The sequence below is a fragment of the Streptomyces durhamensis genome (assembly GCF_000725475.1).
GTDB lineage: Bacteria > Actinomycetota > Actinomycetes > Streptomycetales > Streptomycetaceae > Streptomyces > Streptomyces filipinensis.
In genome coordinates, this window is sequence record NZ_JNXR01000045.1 from 1 (window position 1) to 19,633 (window position 19,633).

The 19,633-nt window shown below is 68.8% G+C and carries 14 protein-coding genes and 4 pseudogenes; 10 read left to right on the top strand and 8 right to left on the bottom strand.

What is annotated here, in order from left to right:
- The first annotated feature begins 336 nt into the window (after positions 1–336).
- The 4 genes from IO33_RS0139625 to IO33_RS0139640 all read left to right on the top strand — a co-directional run bounded on the left by IO33_RS0139625 (position 337) and on the right by IO33_RS0139640 (position 4,312).
- A complete protein-coding gene (locus IO33_RS0139625; protein ID WP_031173959.1) occupies positions 337–1,257 on the top strand; it encodes an alpha/beta fold hydrolase in 921 nt (306 codons plus the stop codon).
- Between the two features lie 3 nt (positions 1,258–1,260).
- Positions 1,261–2,817, top strand: coding sequence for an AMP-binding protein (locus tag IO33_RS0139630; RefSeq protein WP_031173960.1), 1,557 nt, complete (start codon positions 1,261–1,263; stop codon positions 2,815–2,817).
- Entirely contained in the window at positions 2,814–3,884 is a 1,071-nt protein-coding gene (locus IO33_RS0139635) for an NAD-dependent epimerase/dehydratase family protein (RefSeq protein WP_051927246.1), read from the top strand. Before IO33_RS0139630 ends, IO33_RS0139635 begins: the two co-directional genes overlap by 4 nt.
- Before the next feature lie 143 nt (positions 3,885–4,027).
- Positions 4,028–4,312 (top strand): hypothetical protein, encoded by a 285-nt coding sequence (locus tag IO33_RS0139640; RefSeq protein ID WP_031173962.1) that lies wholly within the window; start codon positions 4,028–4,030, stop codon positions 4,310–4,312.
- 305 nt (positions 4,313–4,617) lie between these two features.
- Here the strand turns inward: IO33_RS0139640 and IO33_RS0139645 are convergent, their stop codons facing one another.
- Positions 4,618–6,645, bottom strand: coding sequence for a glycosyltransferase (locus IO33_RS0139645; protein WP_342448400.1), 2,028 nt, complete (start codon positions 6,643–6,645; stop codon positions 4,618–4,620).
- Between the two features lie 516 nt (positions 6,646–7,161).
- Here IO33_RS0139645 and IO33_RS53150 point away from each other — a divergent pair.
- Positions 7,162–7,348: pseudogene (locus IO33_RS53150) on the top strand (methylmalonyl Co-A mutase-associated GTPase MeaB); the annotation flags it as partial.
- A gap of 43 nt (positions 7,349–7,391) precedes the next feature.
- On the opposite strand, the gene IO33_RS45010 reads toward IO33_RS53150, so the two are convergent.
- The 3 genes from IO33_RS45010 to IO33_RS0139665 form a co-directional block, all read right to left on the bottom strand.
- Positions 7,392–9,056 carry an exo-alpha-sialidase gene (locus IO33_RS45010; protein WP_157858028.1) on the bottom strand — a complete coding sequence of 555 codons (1,665 nt, stop codon included), beginning with the start codon at positions 9,054–9,056 and terminating at the stop codon, positions 7,392–7,394.
- Between the two features lie 442 nt (positions 9,057–9,498).
- Positions 9,499–11,217, bottom strand: a complete 1,719-nt coding sequence (locus IO33_RS0139660) for a serine/threonine-protein kinase (protein WP_051927249.1) — start codon at positions 11,215–11,217, stop codon at positions 9,499–9,501.
- A 105-nt stretch (positions 11,218–11,322) separates the two neighbouring features.
- Positions 11,323–11,550 carry a winged helix-turn-helix transcriptional regulator gene (locus IO33_RS0139665; protein WP_078964107.1) on the bottom strand — a complete coding sequence of 76 codons (228 nt, stop codon included), beginning with the start codon at positions 11,548–11,550 and terminating at the stop codon, positions 11,323–11,325.
- Between the two features lie 171 nt (positions 11,551–11,721).
- Between IO33_RS0139665 and IO33_RS48550 the strand changes: the two are divergent.
- Positions 11,722–12,464: pseudogene (locus tag IO33_RS48550) on the top strand (IS630 family transposase); the annotation flags it as partial.
- 353 nt (positions 12,465–12,817) lie between these two features.
- A pseudogene (locus tag IO33_RS48555) lies at positions 12,818–12,958 on the top strand (IS21-like element helper ATPase IstB); the annotation flags it as partial.
- Between the two features lie 494 nt (positions 12,959–13,452).
- Here IO33_RS48555 and IO33_RS0139675 read toward each other — a convergent pair.
- Positions 13,453–14,049, bottom strand: coding sequence for a TetR/AcrR family transcriptional regulator (locus IO33_RS0139675; protein WP_031173968.1), 597 nt, complete (start codon positions 14,047–14,049; stop codon positions 13,453–13,455).
- A 63-nt stretch (positions 14,050–14,112) separates the two neighbouring features.
- On the opposite strand from IO33_RS0139675, the gene IO33_RS0139680 reads away from it, so the two are divergent.
- The 3 genes from IO33_RS0139680 (at position 14,113) to IO33_RS0139690 (ending at position 16,383) form a co-directional block, all read left to right on the top strand.
- Entirely contained in the window at positions 14,113–14,991 is an 879-nt protein-coding gene (locus IO33_RS0139680; RefSeq protein WP_245236031.1) for an SDR family oxidoreductase, read from the top strand.
- A gap of 457 nt (positions 14,992–15,448) precedes the next feature.
- Entirely contained in the window at positions 15,449–15,718 is a 270-nt protein-coding gene (locus IO33_RS0139685; RefSeq protein ID WP_157858030.1) for a hypothetical protein, read from the top strand.
- Between the two features lie 332 nt (positions 15,719–16,050).
- A complete protein-coding gene (locus tag IO33_RS0139690) occupies positions 16,051–16,383 on the top strand; it encodes a hypothetical protein (protein ID WP_031173971.1) in 333 nt (110 codons plus the stop codon).
- Between the two features lie 57 nt (positions 16,384–16,440).
- Here the strand turns inward: IO33_RS0139690 and IO33_RS45015 are convergent.
- The 3 genes and pseudogenes from IO33_RS45015 to IO33_RS48560 all read right to left on the bottom strand — a co-directional run bounded on the left by IO33_RS45015 (position 16,441) and on the right by IO33_RS48560 (position 19,566).
- A pseudogene (locus IO33_RS45015) lies at positions 16,441–17,189 on the bottom strand (transposase).
- 167 nt (positions 17,190–17,356) lie between these two features.
- Positions 17,357–18,430: a hypothetical protein gene (locus IO33_RS0139700; protein WP_031173972.1), complete on the bottom strand. Its 1,074-nt coding sequence runs from the start codon at positions 18,428–18,430 to the stop codon at positions 17,357–17,359.
- A 224-nt stretch (positions 18,431–18,654) separates the two neighbouring features.
- Positions 18,655–19,566, bottom strand: coding sequence for a CDP-diacylglycerol diphosphatase (locus IO33_RS48560; protein WP_078964109.1), 912 nt, complete (start codon positions 19,564–19,566; stop codon positions 18,655–18,657).
- Positions 19,567–19,633: the final 67 nt, after the last annotated feature.

The window sequence follows — 19,633 nt, forward strand, 5'->3', positions numbered from 1 at the left end:
CGCTTACGCATCCGCTGCAAGCGACGAGACGACATCCACGAAGCCTTCCTCGGCCTCGCCACCTGCCTCATCACACACCGCCACGTCCAACGCCTTTGTCAGGACCTCTAAGTGTGACAAGCGGTGTGGGGTGAAGGGCATACCGGCATGCCGTGGCTGGATCGCATTCCCTTGTGATCCAGCCGAGTGAAGTTTCCCTGTGAACGACGGCTTCAGGTAGGTCCGCCTCCCGGCCGCCACTACGTTTGGCGCCATGGTCACAGCGCCTCGCATCCGGCGGCCGGCGGCCTCCCAGCCGTCGTCCGATCTCGTGGCAGCGGTATGAGCGCCGTCGTGATGAACACGCAAGCCCCGCCCGCCGACCGGCTGCCCGGCTACCCGGGAGTCGAGCACTGGCATCGGGTGCCGAGCACCGGCCAGCACTACCTCGACACCGGAACGGGCTCCCCCGTCCTGCTGCTCCACGGCAACCCGTCATGGAGCTACCAGTGGCGGCACCTTCTGGCTTCCCTCTCCCCAAAGTTCCGGTGCGTCGCTCCCGACCTGCCGGGCCTGGGCCTGTCCCCGCGCCCGCCCGAGCCGGCGCGCCCCGCCGACCGGCACCAGATCCAACTCGCCTACCTGGACGCGCTGTTCGATCACCTCGTCAGCGACCGGGGCCTGCCCGACGGGGGGTGGACACTGATCCTGCACGACTGGGGCGGACCGCTCGGCCTGGCTCTTGCCCGGCGCAGGCCGGGCCTGTTGGCTCGACTGGCCGTTCTCAACACGACCGGCTTCCGCTGGCCGTCCGGCTACCGTCTGCCGGTGTACCTGCGCTGGATCCGTGACCACCGCACCATCGCCGCCCTGGCCCACGCGACCAACCTCTTCCCGCGGGCAGCCGTCCGGGCCGGGGTCGTGCATCCACTCCAGCGAACCGAACGGCGGGCCTACCTGCTGCCGTCGGCTCGCAGGCGGGACCGGCGCGCCGTGGTGGAATTCGTCCGCAGCATCCCCCGGAACGACGACGAGGAGGCCTGGCGACTTCTCGAATCCGCCAACGGCGAGGACCACTTGGCCGACGTGCCGCTGTTCGTCGGCTGGGGCATGCGCGACCCGGTGTTCACGCCGCTCGTCCTGGAGGAGTGGAGGCGGCGGTTCCCCCACGCGAGGATCCACCGCTACGCCGACGCCGGCCACTACGTCATGGAGGACGCGGCGGATCGACTCGGCCACGACATCCGTGACTTCCTTCTGGCATCGGAACGGGGCTGAAGCATGGCGAGCCTGTACTCCCGGCTGCGGCGCCTCGCCGAGGAACGCCCGCAGACCACCGTTCTGGTCCACAGCCGTCGTAACGGCACCGACCGAACGGTCACGTTCGCCCAACTCCTGACCGGCTGCCGGCAGACGGCCGACGCGTTCCGGCGGGCCGGTGTGCGTCGCGGCGACAAGGCCGTGGTCATGACCGGCAATCCCTGTGATCTCGTCACCACTGTGTACGGGCTGCTCGCGATCGGAGCGGTCCCCGTCCTGGTCGATCCCGGTCTGCCCCGGGCCGAGCTGCGGCAGTGCCTCGACGAGGTGGCCCCCGAGGTGTTCGTCGGGGAGCCGCTCGCCCATCTGGCCCGCACCGCACTGGGCTGGGCGCGCGACCATGTGCGCACGCCCCTCGTCACCGGGGGCGCCCTGCCGGGTATCGGGCGGCGTCTGTCCATGCCGCCGGTCGCCGACGGCGCCTGGGACATCGACGAGCCGGCCCCTGAAGACCTCGCCCTGATCGCCTTCACGTCCGGCTCCACGGGTACCCCCAAGGGCGTCGAGTTCCTCCACAGCACCCTTGCCGGGCAGGTCGACGCCTTCACCGCGGTGTTCGGTACCGACGGTGTGCTTCTCGCCGGGTTCCTGCCGCTCGTCCTCCTCGCACCGGTGCTCGGGCTCACGGTCGTCGCCCCCGCGGTCAACCACCGCGCCCCGGCCCGCACACCGCCGGCCCGACTGCTCGGCCCGGTCCTGAACCACCGGGCGACCGTGGTGGCCGCGTCACCCGCCGTCCTGGGGCTGCTGGCCGGTGAGTGCGCGCGGCGCGGGCTGACGCTTCCCACGGTCGATCGCGCCGTCTCCTTCGGCGCCTCACTGCGCCCGCACCTCGCGACGGCCCTGCACAGGGTGCTGCGCCCGAACGCCGAGGTGATCAGCGCGTACGGCGCCACCGAGTGCCTGCCGGTGAGCACCATCAGCACCACCGGTCTCCGCAATCCCGGCCCAGGGACCTGTGTGGGCCGAACGGTCGGCACGACCTCCGCACGGATCCTCGACTCCGGACCCGACGGTGTCGGGGAGATCGCCGTCACTGGAGCCAATGTCAGCCCCGCGTACCACAGCCGTCCCCAGGCCACCGCCGCCGCCAAAGCGACCACGGACGACGGGGTACTGCACCGCACCGGAGACATGGGCCGCATCGACGACCAAGGCCGCCTCTGGTTCCACGGCCGCAGGGCCCACCGGATCCTCGGCGACGGCTTCGTCCTCACCACCGAGGAGATCGAAGCCGCCGCCGACACCGTTCCGGGCGTGCGGCGCGCCGCCCTCGTCGGCGTCGGGCCGCCGGGACGGCAGCAGGCCGTCCTCTGTGTGGAGCCGTTCAGCCGTGGGACCAAGCGCAGCGCCGTCGTCGGCGCGGTGCGCGCTCTGCTGGCCGGACACCCGGACGGCCACCGGATCTCGGACGTCCTCGTCCACCCAGGTCTCCCCATGGACATCCGCCACAACTCGAAGATCAACCGCGAGCAGGTGGCCGCCTGGGCCGTCCGGCACGCCCGGAGACCGCGATGAGCCGCCCCGGCCCGGCCCGGGTCCTCGTCACCGGCGGGAGCGGTTTCCTCGGCACCGAGATCTGCCGGCAGTTGACCGCTCGCGGTACCGAGACCGTCTCGCTCAGCCGACACCCGAGCGGCACACTGGAACGGCTGGGTGTACGTCAGGTCCAGGGCGACGTCACCGACCCCGCCGCGGTGCACAGGGCGGTCGCCGGCTGCGACGCCGCCGTCCACAACGCCGCCCTCGCCGGTGCCAGCGGCCCGTCGGCCCCCTACCGCCGCACCAATGTCGACGGCACCCGTACGGTACTCGACCAGTGCCGTGCCAACGGCGTGCGTACCCTGCTCCACACCTCGACCGCGAGCGTCGTCTTCCGTCCCGGCGGTCTGGAGAACGTCGACGAGCAACTGCCCTACCCCCGTCGGCATCTGGCCGCCTATCCGCGCACCAAGGCCGCTGCCGAGGCACTCGTCCTGAACGCCCACGGCCGGGATCTGGCCACCCTCGCGCTGCGCCCCCACGTCATCTGGGGACCGGGCGACCCGCACTTCCTCCCTGCCCTGACCCGGGCCGTCCGCCGCCACCGGATCGCCCTGCCCGGCAGCGGTGCCAACCTGATCGACACGACCCACGTCCGTACGGCCGCCCACGCCCACCTGCTCGCGCTCGACCGGCTCCACGACGGCCACCCCGTAGGTGGCCGCGCCTACTTCATCGCCCAGGGCGAGCCCCTGCCCCTCGCCCGCTTCACCGCCCTCCTCCTCGCCACCGCCGGCATCCGCGCCACCTGGCGGCCGGTCCCGGCCCGCCTCGCCCACACCGCAGCCGTCGCGTGCGAGGCCGCCGACCGCCTGCTGCGCATCGGTGGCACCCATCACCTGAGCCGTTTCCTGGTCGGCGAACTCGTCCACCCCCACTGGTTCGACCTGACCGCCGCTCGGGCGCATCTCGGCTTCACACCGCCCATCAGCATCGCCGAGGGCTTCCGGGAGGCGTTCGACAGCGCCGGCCGCCCGGCCGGCGGCGCACAAGTCATCGCCGATCTCCCGGCCGGCCGGCCCGGTCCCGACACCCCTGGCTGAGCCAAGAAACCGGAGGGGGAGCGCGCGCCCCGCCCACCCCGTGCGCCCGCACGCTGGATGTCCGCTCGGCCGCGCACGTGCTGTACTGGCCCCGGTACCGACCGTCATGGTGGCGACCGGCGGAACGGCGAGGGGGAAACCGAATGGCGATCTTGATGACGGCCGAGCTGGTGGGCGTGACGACCGAACAGTACGACGCGCTGACCGCGAGGCTCCAGGCCCTTCCCGGCAACCCGCTCGCGGGGTGTCTGTCCCATGTCTGCGTTCCCGCGGGCCCGGGCCTGGTGATCTACGACGTGTGGGAGTCCGAGCAGGCGCTGCAGAAGTTCATGGAGGTCCTGATGCCGGTGGCGCAGGAACTGGGCCTGCCCCCGGGCAAGACGCCGGAGACCGTGCCGGTGCACGCGCACTGGACGCCCGAGCGGTGACGGAGCTGACCGACGGGTGAGCCCGGCCGGACAACGGTGTGCGCAAGACTGGGGTACGTACCGACCAGGAGGAGCCATGCCAGACGTGCCCCGCAAGTACTCACCCGAAGGAACACCGCTCGGCCCGCTGTCGGACTGGCAGCACGTGCCGACTGCCCGCTACACGGCGGACACACCAGCGGTGGTGCGGTGGTGGCGACACCTGAGAAATGTGACGCCGTGGCCGCGTCGGGCACGCCGCCTGACGCACTGACGACCGAAGATCCGAGCGACCCCGGGGCCTGCGGTGCGGACGGCTGCGCTGTCTACTTGATGCGCTGGGCGAGTGCCTTGATGAGGTCGGTCTTCGCGACCCGCAGCGCGAAGCGGTCGGCGGAGTCGCGGACGGGGCGCGCGTACCAGGGCAGTCCTCGGCGTCGCCACTTGGCGGGGGGCAGGTTCGCGGGAGGCGGCGGCAACAGGACGGTCCACTTGCCGAGCCGGAGCTCCCCGGTCCAGGTTCCCGCCGGGAGAGTGCTGACCGGCAGGGTGAAGCGGATCTCCGGCGCGTCAGGGACCCGCTGGACCGGGAACCGCGCGGTCTCACCGCTGCCGTTGCTCAGAGTCAGGACCAAGGCGGCTGTGGGGTATTCGGTCAGATCGCACCGCCCGCTGATCTGCAGTTCCGTGGGTGCGCCCGCGACCCAGCGAATGTCGTCGAGGCGCAGCAGAGGCCGTACCTGATGCTTTGTCTCGCCCAGGTCGAGGGTGAGGTTGCCGTGCGGTTTGGTGGTGTAGAGGGTCACGGCGCGCAGGTCCTCGCCGGTGACGACCACATACGTGCCGGTGGCGCCGCGGACATCGGCGGACCGCTTGCTGCCGATCCGGACTTCCTTGGACACGCCCTGGGCGCCGACTGCGAGGGAGATGTCCCACAGCCCGTCGGTGAGCGGCTTGCCGGCGGCGGCGGAGGTGATGTCGACGGCGGCCTGGAAGCCGGCGAGGTCGTAGGTGTAGTGGCCCTCGTCCTCGGCCGATCCGAGGCCGGGTGTGGCCGTGTGGGTGAGCGGCAGGCGGTGCTCGGTGCCGCTGTCGCGCTCACGCAGCACCAGTTGCGTCGTGACGTCCCGGGTCTCCACACGGTGGAGGTAGGCGTGGCCGGCCAGGTGCAGCACGGTGCCGCGTAGCTCTGCCCGGGTGACGTGGTGGCGGACGGCGAGCTGGGCGGTGACGTCGTAGCAGAGGTCGGGGATGGCACGGTCGGGATCGCGCAGGAAGGGATAGCGGGCAAGCGCCCGGCCGCCGTCGACGAGGACGGGGGTCGCCACCTTGGTCCGGGCGAGCTGCTTTTCGAAGGCGATGAGTTCGAGCAGTTCGTCGAGCATGCGGTGGCGTACCAGGTGCAGCCGCAGCCGGGCCATGGCCGAGAGCTGCTTGTTCATTCCCTCATGCCACAACGGATCGATGATCTCGGCCAGTTGGGCCAGCATCTCCTTCTGAGTCTCGCGAGGCTCGAAGACGAGCTGGTCGGCGAGCATCTGCTGGACTTCGACGGTCAGGTGGCGATGGGCGAGGTGGTCGCGGCCGGGCCCGGGCGGCACGTTCTCCAGGATCATGTCGACCACGCGAGGCAGGAACCGCAGCCGGCGTTCGGATCCCTTCAGCCGACGCGTGATGTTCCCCTCGTCCTCGCGCAGCACCCAGAACAGGCAGTCGTAGTCGGCCAGTACGGAGATGCCCGAGGCATGCAGGTAGGCCGCGCCGACGAACAACTGGTCCTCGCCGATGGCCAGATCGGTGGGGAACCGCAGCCCGTGCCGTTCCAGCAGTTCCCGCCGGAACAGCTTCATGGGGTTGAGCGTCCAGTACACGCGGGAGGAGAAGACGTCGGTACGCGGCTGGTTGCGCTTGAACATCGACGTGGGCGCCCCGCGTCCACCGACACCGACCATCTTGCCGAGCACGATGTCGGTGCCGTTGTCCTCGGCCATCCGCACCATGCGCTCCAGCGCCTCGGGGCCGAGGTGGTCGTCCGCGTCCAGGAAGAACACGAACGTCCCCGTGGCGTGCTCCAGCCCGACGTTGCGCGGCCCGGACGGACCTCCGGAGTTCTCCTGGTGCAACACGCGCATCAGCCCGGGGTAGACGTCCTGCAGCCGGTTCAGTTCGGCGGCTGTGCCGTCCGTGGACCCGTCGTCGACGACGATGACCTCAAGGTGGTCACGACCGATGCTCTGCTCGGCGACCGAGGTGATGCACCGCGTCAGATAGGGCATCGCATTGTATGCGGCGATGATTACCGAAACGCTGGCACCGGGCATGAATATGCGCTCCCAAATACCGGGCAACCCCATTCCATGGAGTATTCCGATATCTCCCATGGAAGCCTTTTCTTCGCGCGGGGCAAGCTCCAAGGTTTCTGTGAACATATCATGGATGGTCAGTGCACGCGGAGTGGGTAGCCGATGAAGCGGCGGTGGTGATCTGTCACGCACAGTGACGCAGTGGAAGGGGTCACCTTCGCCCTTTATGAGGGCCGACGCCGTCGCCGACACCTCGCGGCTCAGCCCGGACCACCTGGCCGACGTCCTGCCGTCCCGCCTCGGCGGACACGACGGCATCGGCTTGATCGTCGTCCGCCTCCAGAGCCCCCACGGGCTCATGTCGCAGGAGTCGGCCGCCGGGAGTACCCGGACTTCCGTGCCCGAGGAGCACGCTTGGCCTTGCCGTTTCGGTCGGGGCGATAAGGAGTCGTTGAGCGCCAGCTGCCGAGCGGGGGAAGTGATTTCGCTGCTTGGTCATGGCGGAGCCCGGCGCGGTGGCCGGGTTCTCCAAGTCTTTCGGGTCGTGGGCGGGCAGGGGTTTGACCGAAACGGCGAGGCCAGCAGGTCGACTGGACCTGGTCGATGGTCTGCGACGAACTCCTGGGCCGCCTGCACGCGAACACCGCGGTACGCGAAGCCGCCCCCCGGCCTTGAACAGCACGTCAGGGACGGCGCGTTGACGGCGACACGGGCGGCGGCACAGATCCTGCGGGCGTCCGAAGGCACCGACTAGCGGCGCCTTCGGGATCGGCCCGGTCAGGGGCGTCCGGGCCGGTTCAGCCCACGGTGAGCGGGCCGGCCGTGTACAGGGCCTCGTCGAAGGCCTGGCCGGTGGTGGGGGCCCTGCCGACCGGGAACGCCGAGACGGCCCGGCCACCGACGATCGAGGTGGAGATGTAGTCGCCGACCATGCGGCCCTGGTTGGTGTTCGCGATCTGTGAGAGCGGGAACGGCCCGGTCAGCGCGGTGGCGGTGGTCCAGGTGGCGCCGCGGTTGGCGGAGGAGATGTAACCGACCTGGAGGCGGCAGGTGGTCGAGGTGCAGTTGGCGGACGGGTAGAAGTAGTAGTGCAGGCCGATCCGGGTGGTTGTTCCGGATGTGGTGCGGTCGACGCCGAGGCCGGGGAGGAAGTGGTCGACGCCGCTGGTGGTGGAGTCGATCGGGACCCGGGTCACTCCGGACCAGGTCACGCCGTCGGTCGAGGTGGAGTAGACGATGTCGTTGGCCGTGCAGTTCGCGCGGAAGCGGCAGTCGTGCCACGCGACGAAGATCCGGTTATCGCCGCTGACCTCCGCTGAGGCGATTCCCCTGGGCGCCCGCAGGCCGCCGGCGACGGTGTGGGCCTGGACGGAGTGGACGAACGAGGTGCTGCTCCAGGAGGCCCCTCCGTTGGTGGAGTTGAAGGCGCGGATGGCGCTTCCGTTGGCCGAGTAGGGAACGACCACCTTGCCGTTGGACTGGACGAGCGGCTGTCCGGCGAGGCCGCTGGGTGAGCCGGACGGAGCGACCGGCGCCGACCAGGTCAGTCCGCCGTCGGTGGAGGTGCTCATCAGGATGCGGTTGCCGGAGGAGACGTTGTCGACCTCGATGTAGCAGCGCCCGTAGAACGGGCTGGTGGGGGTGTTGTCGCAGGTGATCCACGGCTTGTCGTAGTTCGGCCCGTTGAACCCGACCGCTCTGACGGGGCTCTGCCAGCTCACGCCGCCCGTGGTGGAGCGGCTGACGGTGACTCCGGCGCCGGTGACGCCGCTGGAGGTCGAGTTGAGGGGCAGTCCGGCGACGAGCCAGGTGGCGTGCCGGGCGTCGTAGACGACCGACGGGTCGGAGACCCGGGAGAAGGCGCCGCCCTGGTAGACGGTGATGCCGGGGATGGTGCCGTGGGTCCAGGTGACTCCGCCGTCGGCCGACCGGGCCCAGCCGAGGCCGGAGGCGCCGCCGTTGAAGAAGCGGCCGTTCTGGGCGACCGCGATGACGGTGTTGCCGGAGGCGAAGGTGTCGGGCTCCACCACGGTGGCGTGCTGGCTGGTGCTGTTGGTGAAGGGGTCCGTGTCGATCCGTGTCAGGGCGGGCGCGGCGGTGAGCTGGACGTCGTCGAAGCGATCGAAGGTGGGGGCGCCCCGGTGGTCGTCGTCGTGGCTGACCAGGCGGTGGGCGGAGTCGCCCTTGGCGTGGCTGGTTCCTCCGACGCGTGCGGCGTACGTGCTGCTGTGCGCGCCGGAGCCGACCACGGTGGTGGCGCCGGCCGAGGTCCAGCCGGTCAGGGCGCCGGTCTCGAAGCCGCCGTTGGACACGGCGGCGGAGGCCGGGGGAGCCAAGAGGACGGACGGGACGGCGAGGGCGGCCGTGGCGGCAAGGCTGAGGAGGCCGCGGGTGCGCAGGGTCTGTAGCGAGTACACGAAGCGGATCATCAGGGTGGCGCGCTGCGGCACGGTGAGCGACACACGCACACGTCCCCCGTCCGGACGGGGCGTCCGGGGCCCTTTCAGTGGACTGTCCAGGTCGAATGGGCCGTATGCGCGTCGGGTGTGGAGGCGGTGCAGGTAGGTGTGGGCGCTGGGCAGGGTCTCCCGCAGGATCCGCTGCTGGCGCCGGATTCTGGTGAAGTGGGCGTCGGCGGCCCGACGGGCGGCCGTACGGTGCCACAGGGTCGTCGGCGGCCAGCCGCCCTGCAGGTCGAGGGCGGCCAGCAGGGTGCGCAGCGGCAGTTCGCCCGTTCGGGGGACAGATGACCTGGATCTTGGGACGCAACCCGATACCCCGCACGTGGAAAGTGCCCTCCGCCTGGACCGACAGAACCCCTCAGCAAGGTTTATCGTCCCAGGTCAGGAAGGCACTTTCGCGTTTCCGCCTCAACAGTCGCCGTACCCGACCGAAACGGCGAGGTTAGGCGGTGGCCTTCTTCCAGACCGTGAGCAGGCCCGTATACCCCGGCGGGTCGAAGGACGTCGCACCCGAGTCGACGACGCCGGTGAGCCGGAGCATGGCGAGATTCCCCTCGGAGGTGACCGTGCACAGGACGTCACCCTTCTTGAGGGCTTTGCCCTGATCCAAAGCATCGTTGGGAAGTTCCGAGGGGAGCGGCGCACTGTCGACGGCCTGCCGGCAGACCTTCGGACTGGTACCGGGACTCTTGGCGGTGGCGGTACGGAAAGTCAGGTACTGGTAGATGTACTGGATCTCCGCGGCGTCGTCGCCGATCTCACCGGCCGGATCCACCTTGGGTTTGTCCAGGTCGACGGTGATAGCCACACCGGTTCCCGGCGGGCCGATCGTCAACGGACGGTCCTTGAAGAGCGGTTCGTATGTCTTCGCCGCCGGGGTCTTGGTGGCGGTCCCGGATGGAGCCTTCTTCTTGGGCGCACTCTTCCCACCGGGGCTGGTGGTCGGAGTCGTGCGGCCCCCGGCCTTCGCTCCGGCGCCGTGGTCGGTGTCTCCGTAGAACGACCATGCCGCGCCGACCGCGACGGCGATCACCGCGGCGGCGATCACGAGAGACAAACGGCGCCGCCTGCCGAGGCCGCCCCCCGGCTCGGCGGATGCGTGCTCCGAGCGCGCGGCTGCGGGCGGCGGCGCACTCGGGCGGGGCGGCGCGGACTGGGTGGGGGCCTGGTGCAGCGGATTGCCGGGCCGTGTGGGTACGTACGTGGCGGCGGGGCGGTGCTGCTCGGCCGCCTCCTGGTCCAGGAGGCGGCGTACAGCGCGGCTCCGTTCGGCGACTGCCGCGGCCAGCGGGGCCGGGAGCCAGTCGTCGAACTCGCGCGAGGACCGGCCGGAGGCTCGCGCGCACAGCTCGGCGAGTTCGACGGGCGTCGGACGGGCGGCGGGGGCCGCTGCCAGGCAGCGCTCCAGGAGCGGGCGGAGCACATCCGGGTAGCCCAAGAGGTCCGGCGGGCGCTGGGCGGTGTTGGCGATCTGTGTGGCGACGGTGAGGGCTCCGCCGGAGCCGTAGGGATGCCGGCCGGTGGCGGCGACGGCGGCGATGAGACCGAGCGAGAACACGTCGCTCGCCGGGGTGACTTCGTCGCCCGTGCCCTGCTCGGGGGACATGAACTGCGGGGTGCCGATGAAGCCGCCACTGCGCGTCAGACGGGTGGAATCGGCGGCACGGGCGATGCCGAAGTCGATGACCCACGGCCCGTCGGCGCCGAGGAGGATGTTGCCCGGCTTGAGGTCGCGGTGCACCACTCCCGCCGTGTGCACGGCATCCAAGGCGCCGGCGACGCAGGCGACCAGTTGGAGCGCGGTCACCATCGGCAACGGACCGTGGACGTCGACGGCCTCGTCGAGGGGCACTCCGGGCACGTACGCGGAGGCGAGCCACGGCTGTTCGCCCTCCGCGTCATGGTCGACCACCGGCACCAGGTGGTACCCGCGGACCTGCTGAGCCGCCTGGACCTCCTGCTGGAACCGGCGCCGGAACTCGCTGTCGCTGGCGTACTCACGCCGGATCATCTTGAGTGCGACGGGCTGGTTGCCCCGGGTCCGGGAAAGGTACACCGACCCCATGCCGCCCTCCCCGATCCGGGCCAGCAGCCGGTATCCGGCCAGTTCCCGCGGTTCCTGTGACGTCAGCGGGCGAAAGCCCCCTTCGGTTCCCGTCATGGAACGGACCCCCCGTATGCAGCGGTCGTCGTGCCACACCTCAGCTCGATGCGGCCATGTGCAAGATCAGCATCGTAGCGGCCGCCCGATCGCTGTCCGGACCGGCTACCGAACAGGTTCGGATGCTTTGGCGGCCTGGTCGTCCAAGGCCTGACGGGCTGCCAGGACCAGCTGTGCGTGACCGACGGACCATGCACCGATGGCGCTGGTGAGCCGCCCGGCCTCGACCCCGAGCTCGGTGAGTCCGTAGTCCACGCGAGGCGGAACGGTGGGACAGACCCTGCGGTGCACGAGGCCGTCCCGTTCCAGTGCGCGCAGCGTCTGGGTCAGCATCTTCTGTGTGATCCCGTCCAGCAGGCGCCGCAGTAAGCGGGGTACCGGCTCGGCCCTGGTTCGGCACGGACTGGGGATCCTCGCCGAGCGGGCTGTTCCGCTCGTCTTCCTGGAGGGTGATCCGGGCTATTACTCGCGTTTCGGCTTCGTGCCCGGTGGTGGCCTGGGCTTCAGGGCATGCCGGTGGCGAAGATCGCCGGGGTGACGTTCACCAGCGCGGACCGCGTGCGGGATGTGATCCACAACTTCAATGCCGACGGCTTCGAGGCGCTCTACCCGAAGTACAAGGGCGGCCGGCACAGAACGTTCACGCTGCCGGAGCGGCGCGAGACCAAGAAGATCGCCAAGTCCAAGCCGGCCGAGCACGGCCTGCCGTTTTCGACCTGGAGTCTGGCCAAGCTGGCCGACTTCCTGGTCGCCGAGGGGGTGGTCGACGACATCAGCCACGAGGGCCTTCGGGTCCTGCTCCGCGAGGAGGGCGTGTCCTTTCAACGCATAGAGACCTGGAAGATTTCCCGCACCCCCGACTATGCCGCCAAGAAGGCCCGCGTCGAGCACCTCTACGCGATCGCCGACGGCGAGGTCATACCCGAGGACGGCGAACCCAAGTCGTCTTCTGTCTGGATGAGTTCGGCCCGCTCAACCTCCAGCCCCATCCCGGGCGGCAGGGGGCCGAGCGCGGCGGACGGCACAAGGCCCCCGAGCGAGAGCCGAGGCCCCGTCGGCGGGTGACCTACAACCGTCCGCACGGGGTCCGGCGCCTGTTCGCCGCCTACGACCTGGGCAAGGAAAAGCTCTACGGCCACGTCAAGCCGAAGAAGAACCGGACGAGGTTCCTGGAGTTCTGCCGCTACCTGCGCAGCCTCTACCCGCCGAAGATCCGTATCGCGATCGTGCTCGACAACTTCTCCCCGCAGGGAGCGCAGGACCTTCAGCGCCACGCTGTCCGGCTGGCTGAGGAGGTCTTCGCTGGTCTCCTCAACCCGGCTGCGGCGCGCCAGTGCGCCGTCGATGGCGGTGAGCTTCGCCTGCGAGCCGGGTGGGTAGTCGCCGTCGTTCCCGGTGTCGCCGAGGACCTGGGCCATGAACCCCGTGACGAGTTCGCCGGCGGGGCTTTCCTGGGCCTGCTCGGCGAACTTCTGACGGGCGAAGTGGAAGGCCTCACCGTGCCCCGATGCTTTGTCCGTGAGGATCGCGAGGCAGAACGCGTCGATCCACTCACCGGAAAGGGCACTGAGGTGGTCGAGGAACTCGTCAGCGATCGACTACGGAGGCGTTCACCGATCCGCGATTCTGCGCGGCCATCGTCGACCGTCTGACCTTCTACGGCGCCATCATCCAGACCGGCACCGAGTCCTACCGTCTCGCCCACATTAAAGCCCTGGCCGAACAGACCCAGGCCAGCTGACCGGGCGCCGCACAGGAGGGGCCACTGGGTGGCCGGTCGGTGAATAGGTAGCGTGTTGTCACGGGTGTCGCGACCCTGCCTCGGTGCCCCATACGACGTTGCCCCAACTGCTTCGACCTCGTGCCCCGGCGCCCGGAGATCTCGTCGATTTCGACCATGTTGCGTGAGCAGTGGGTCGGTCGGCTGATCTTTAGCAATCACGTGGCCCGCCGGGAGGACCGTTGGACTGAGGCTCGCGTGCATGCGGACCAAGCCGGTCTTCTCGAGCGTCTCGCGCCAGCGGTCGATCGTGATGCGCCGTCCCGGCCACCAGTCGGCGGCGTGCAGTCCTCGATCACGCCGGTTTCCCGTAGTGACGTCGCCGTCGGATCGACCCATGCCTGGTCCATCGGCACGTTCTCGGGCGAGCCTGGTCACCAGCATCCGGGGGGCCTGTCCGGGCCCGTGGCAACGCGTGCGCCGGGCCGCGGGGCCTCCTTCGGGAGTGCCCCCTGTCACCGCAGCTGGTTGAATGCCTGGTCGGCATCGGCTACGGCCTCGGGGTGGACGTCGTGGGCGGTTCGACCGTCGGCGATCTTCTGCCAGTTGGTTCGGGCGAGCACCCGTTGGACCGCGAGTACCTGGGCGGCTAGCAGGCGTGCCTGGATGCCTTCGCCGAGGGCGTCCGCCAGTGCCTCCTCGTCCTCGAGCTGGTACCGCGTGAGCCGTCCTGCCAGGCTCGGTGTGGTGAACACCAGCCGATGGAACGCCACCACCTCGGGATGATCGCTGAGGCCGGTGACGGGGTCGTACCGATCCAGGCCGGCCCGGAAGTGCCGGTGCAGCGCCGTTACCGGCTTGATGCCGGACTTACGGTCGCGTACGACGCGTGCTGCCTCGCCCTGGTGGTCCGCAAACCGGTGCAGCACCAGGTCTTCCTTGGTGGGGAAGTACCGGAAGAGAGTCGGCTTGGAGATCTCGGCCGCTGCGGCGATGTCGTTGACCGAGACGCGGTCGAAGCCGCGCTCCAGGAACAGCGAGACGGCCGCGTCTCCGATGGCGTCGCGCGTCCGCTCCTTCTTGCGGGCCCGCAGTCCCGTCAACTCGCTCATCTGACCACCGTAACATTCATGACCGGGTTGCTTTTTTAACCCGGTAACGTTTTCATGGGCGGCATGAATCAGACAGACATTCCTCCCGTGCTCGTCACCGGGGCGACGGGCCGGGTCGGCCGCCTCGTCATCGACCAACTCCTCGACGCGGGCGTGCCGGTCCGTGCCCTCGCCCGTCGCTCTGAGGCGGCGGCGACGCTGCCGGCGAAGGTCGAGGTCTTCGCCGGTGACCTCACTGTGCCAGAGTCGCTCGACCCGGCGCTGAGTGGCGCCGGTGCGGTCTTCCTCGTCTGGACCGCCCCGCCTCAGACCGCCGCGGCAGTCGTCGAGCGGCTGGCAGCCCACGTGCGGCGGGTTGTCTTCCTCTCCTCCCCGCATCAGACGCCGCACCCCTTCTTCCAGCAGCCCAATCCCATGGCGGTGCTGCACGCCGACATCGAGCGGCTCATCGCGGCCGCCGGACTCGAGTCGACGATCATCCGGCCGGGGATGTTCGCGTCGAACTCGTTGGCCTGGTGGGCGCCCGCGATCCGGGCAGGCGAAGTCGTCCGGTGGCCTTACAGCGCTGCCGAGTCGGCACCGGTCGACGACCGCGACATCGCAGCCGTCGCGGCGCGGACGCTCTCTCAGGACGGCTACGTCGGAGGCGACTACGTCCTTACGGGCCCCGAATCGCTGACCCAAGCCGCGCAGGTGGACGTCATCGGTGACGCCCTGGGGCGCCGGATCGCATTCGAGGAGGTGACGCCGGACGAGTTCCGAAGCCTGTGGGAGGGTACGGTGCCCAGCTCGGCCGTCGACATGCTGCTCGCCGCGTGGAATGCGGCGGTCGGACAGCCCGCGTACATCACCACTGCGGTGGCCGACATCCTTGGCACGGCGCCGCGAACGTTTCGCCAGTGGGCCGCCGACCACGCCACCGCGTTCACGGAGGGTTCGTAGCCGGGTTCGCCGTCGAGGCGGACCGCGTCGTGACGCTGGTCGAGCCGCCGGTCAGGTGACGGCGGATTGCGCTGCGTCCAAGAGGCTGAGCAGGTGCTCTGCTTCGTGGATGAGGGTGGCGCCCGCGGGAGTGGCTGCGAGGGGGCTGGTCCGAAGATTCCAGGACCGATCACTAGCGACCGCAGGCGTTGCTAACACGCCCCGGAAGGTTGCTGGCCGACTGCTAGAGATCGACCGGCACTCCTAACGCGGACCTGGAACCCACACGGCGGCTGACGTCCGATCCGAGTCCCGCGTGATCCACCATGTAGAGCGGCATCACCGACGCGGGGTGGAGCAGCTCGGTAGCTCGCTGGGCTCATAACCCAGAGGTCTTCTCCGAACTAGAGTCGTACTGGTTGATCGAAAGCTACTTTAAGTCGGCGTGACCTGAATGGCTCAAGATCGTTTACGCTGTGTGAAGAACACCAAGCGAATCGTGGACGTACTCGCGGCCGCCCTCGTTGGGACCGTCGCATCGATCCCTGTTGCTGCCCACGCTGCAGAGCCGCCGGCGCCGCAGCCGAAACCCATCGTCTCCAGCCTCACCGGCAGCCTTGGAGCGAGTGCTGCGTTCGATGGTGCGTTCCGGCAGACGTGGAGCCGCAGTTGGCTCGACGAGCAGGCCGAGGAGACCGAGTACAAGATGGCGCTAAAGCCGGGCGATGCTCTGTCATTCGGCCGCTAGCGACGTAACGTAGCGAAACCTGTGCCGCCAACGACAATGACGCCCCCGAGTCGTCCGAGATGCTGTTGGCGAATCCGGACCTGATCTACCCCCCCCGCCATGCTCAGCCGACTGCCTGACCAAGCTGACCGGTGGGCACGAGGTAGGCGTGTCGGGCTCACGAAGGCGCGCGTCGGGACACCTTGACTCCCAGGCTCTGACGGCTGGCGGGAGCCGCAATGTCATCCATTGGGGTGGTTACACGCCAAAACCCTCAGACCCGCCCAAACAGCGTGGACCCTTCTACTACGGGCGTGGCCCTCCGGGCCACGGCAAAGGGGAAGGGACCCTTCATGCGTGCACTCAACCGCATCGGCAGGGCAACTCTGACCATTGGCGCGGCCGCTGCGCTGGTCATGGGCCTGTCCACCAGCAACGCCCAGGCCGCCACGGGCACGTTCTTCTACACGCGAGCGGACAATGGGCACGAGACGACCCTCAACGTCCCAACGCCCAACGGCACATGCATCGCCGTCAGCGGTGGTGCACGTGATGCGCACAACGACACAGACACCGACGCCACCATGTACACCGACAGCAATTGCACGGAGTTCGCCGGCTTCGTCGGCTCCCGGAACTTCGAGACGCTCTCGGCCCCCTTCCCGACCTTCGTGAAGTTCGGCTAGCCGAACGAGTGCTCGACGCTGGTCCTGGGCTCTGGGATTCACCAACAGTGAGCTCTTTCAGCGTTGCCGCTCCAGGGTGAGGACGGCAGAGGCGATTGACGACATTCGATTCGGGCTGCAGCGGGCGTGGTGGAAGATCCGCCAGGACTTCAGGCGGGCCACGCCCCGCTCGACCGGTGCCCGTGTTGCGGAGAGCGCGCGGTTGAGGGTGCGCTGGGTTGGTGACAGGTCGCGGCGGGGCGGGCGTCTGGCCGGGGTGGTGACCCAGGGGCCGGCGCCGATGTAGGCGCGGTCGGCGAGGACCGGGACGCCCTGGCGTTAGCAGATGCGGATGATCCCGTGCGTCGGGCCGCGGTCAGGTCATGGGTCCGGCCCGGCATGGCGGGCGAGATCCACAGCAGGTGTCCGGCCGGGTCGGTCACCACCTGGACGTTCACGCCGTGGCGGCGGTGCTTGGCGGAGTAGTCCGCCCGGCCGTCGCCCAGGCGGTCGCACTCGGCAAGCGTTGCGTCGAGCAGGACGAAGTCCGGGTCGGATTCACGCAGGCCTTTGAGCAGGCCCGGTGCTCTGGCTGCGAGCAGGTCGACCACGGCGCGGGTGTAGGCGTGGGCAGTGCCCACCGAGATGCCGAAGCCGGCGGCGATCTGCGCGAGGGTGTCGTGTTTGCGCAGGTACACCAAGGCGACCAGCGCGCGCTGGTGCGGTGGAAGCTTGCAGCGGCGGTCACCCTCACGGGTGACGATGAGCATGGTGACCCACTCGACCAGCGCGTGCGGCAGGTCGAGTGCGGCAGGGTGGGGAACCAACAAGGCTCCTGCGCCAACGGGTTGGGACTTCGAACACCTTCCCCAACGGCACAGGAGCTTCGTGCGTTGCGGGTCCCGTCGCCGTGGGGCGAACGGCTTGTCAGACACCCTGACGCGGCGGCACTTCTGCCAGCGACTGCGTCAGGGTGTGTGACAGGCCCGGCAGCTCATTGGATCAGGTCGGTGTGCGGATGCTCCGGGGAGGCCGGGCAGATGTAGATCTGCATGTTGTCGGTGCTGCCGACTTCGACCTTGGTCGGCTGCGAGGGGCTCTGGCCACAGCAATGACCGGCAGCGTTGGCGGCGGCCTGTTCTTCGCAAGGCGCCCAGCTGTGTCCCTCACCGCCGTCCCATTCGAATGAGGCGATGGTCAGCAGCGGGACCATCTGCACCTCACAGACAGTGCAGTATCGGGGGTTGGGATCGGTGCGGCCCCACGGCGGCCAGCCGCCGGCCTTCCATCCGGGGGCGTCCGCCAGATGGATGTCGTAGAAGTCCCGCGGATAGCCCGCGTAGGAGCTGTCCACGTCGGCGCCGGCTGCCTGCCATCTGTTCCAGTCCGCCAGCATCAGCCGCAGCTGCGGGCTCAGATCGAGGCTGTTGGGGTACTCGGTGATCGCTTCCGGTGCCAGCACGCACGGTTCCGGCAGATAGCCGTCATCGTTCACCTCGTACGGTTCGGGCGGTGTGGCGAGGATGTCGACGACCTCGGTGGCGGACCGCCAGAACAGCGCGGTCGACGGCTTGTGATGCGGATCGTGGTCGTAGGGGCACCACAGAACCTGGAGCAGATCGGCCTGTCCGGGCGGCCGCAGCAGGGGTATGTCGCGCAGATACAGCTGGGCCACGGGCAGCATGGGGACCGGGCAGTCCGCGGGCGGCGGCCCGGCGGCGAATCGCTCCGCGAGCCTCGTGGCGTTCCGCTCCTTGATCGCCGCCTCCTCGGGCGTTGTCCCACGGCCATTGTGATCAAGGTGCCACCGGGCCTGCATGCGTCTCTTGAGCCGCACGTCGTCCGGCGACTGGCGGAATCCGCTGTCCACGTGCAGGTGCGAGGCTTCGCAGTGTGGCCATGGCTCTTCCGCCGGCCACAGCAACGGCCCCCCGACCGAACTCTCCCCGGCCGAGGGCGACCCGGGACGCGGGTGCAGCCGGATCGCAGGGCGTGCCAACGGCACCAGCTCGGGAAAGACCGCGGTCACGTCCACGGGCCGCGGCGGAGTAGTACGTACGAAAACCATGCCGGTGATCCTGTCACCAGCCACTGACAACCCCTGGCCGCCTCAACCACTTCGGTGACAACGGTGTTCAGCTGGTCAAGGTCAACGCATGCAGCCCGGCCACAGCGACAGCAAACCCGCCCATGTGACAACCAGCGTGCTTCGGCCCAGCCATCACTCGATCAGTAGCCACTCTGAAAAAGCTCAGGGTATGGAGGGCTGCCACGGCCCGGCCGATGACGCTTTCACCCATACACAAGCAATTCATCACACGTATCAGTACCGTCATGGAGCGACTCATCGCTGTTCAGGACATAGAAAGTACCGTCGAATTTCCCTCCCGCTTTCTTCGGCACCACGATCAGCGTTTGCTTCGCCATCGTCAGATTGAGCGGCTGCACCACATAATGATCCAATAGGTAGAAAAGATTTTCATCCAGATTGGACCGCATAAGGGCTCGGTACGTGCGATTCCCTCCGGAGCCGGCAAGGGTTACCTGGTATTGCCGATCCCTCCATTGCGCAGGCGTAGCGGCAATTTTTCGTTGCTTTTCGTAACCTTGGAGCTCCGTCTGCGTGATGGGTTGCACTCCAGCCATATGGATGTGCATCTGATTGAAGTGCCGGGCGCGCTGCGAGTTCATCCCCAATCCGATATTGTCGTACTCCACGGGGACGGCTCCTCCGGGCCTTGCGTTTTCCCATGCTTCATGCCAGTAGTTCGCCGCCTGGGACTCCGTGAGAAACGGGCATTCGATACCCGTGATTCGACAAGTAGGAGACAGTAGATAATTATGCTTGGTCTCGGGCTTGCCGTGGAACACGACGTAATTTGAGGTCGTGTTCAAGCAGTCGGGCTTGGGCTGCGGCGGCGGTGGCGGTGTGCCGTTGACACAGTACTGGACGTCGTTCCACAACGGATCTTTGTCCTTGGGGTCACCGCAGAGGGGCCCAGGTGTGGGACAGGGGTTTGCGTGGGGAGGTGCGACGCAACAGGGGCACGGGCCGGATGAGGGTACGTCGTGCGTACAGTGGGCTGCTGCGGCCGCGCTCTTGCCTGCTCCCGCGCCGACCAGGAGCGCAGCGGCGCCAACGTTACCGGAAAGCGCGAGGAATTGACGCCGAGGGAGCCTGAAAGAATTCTTGTGGTCGTCCATGCATTACCTCCGTTTATATGAGCGCCGCTAAGTCCCCTGGCCATGAGCGGGCGAGCAGCAGTTTCAA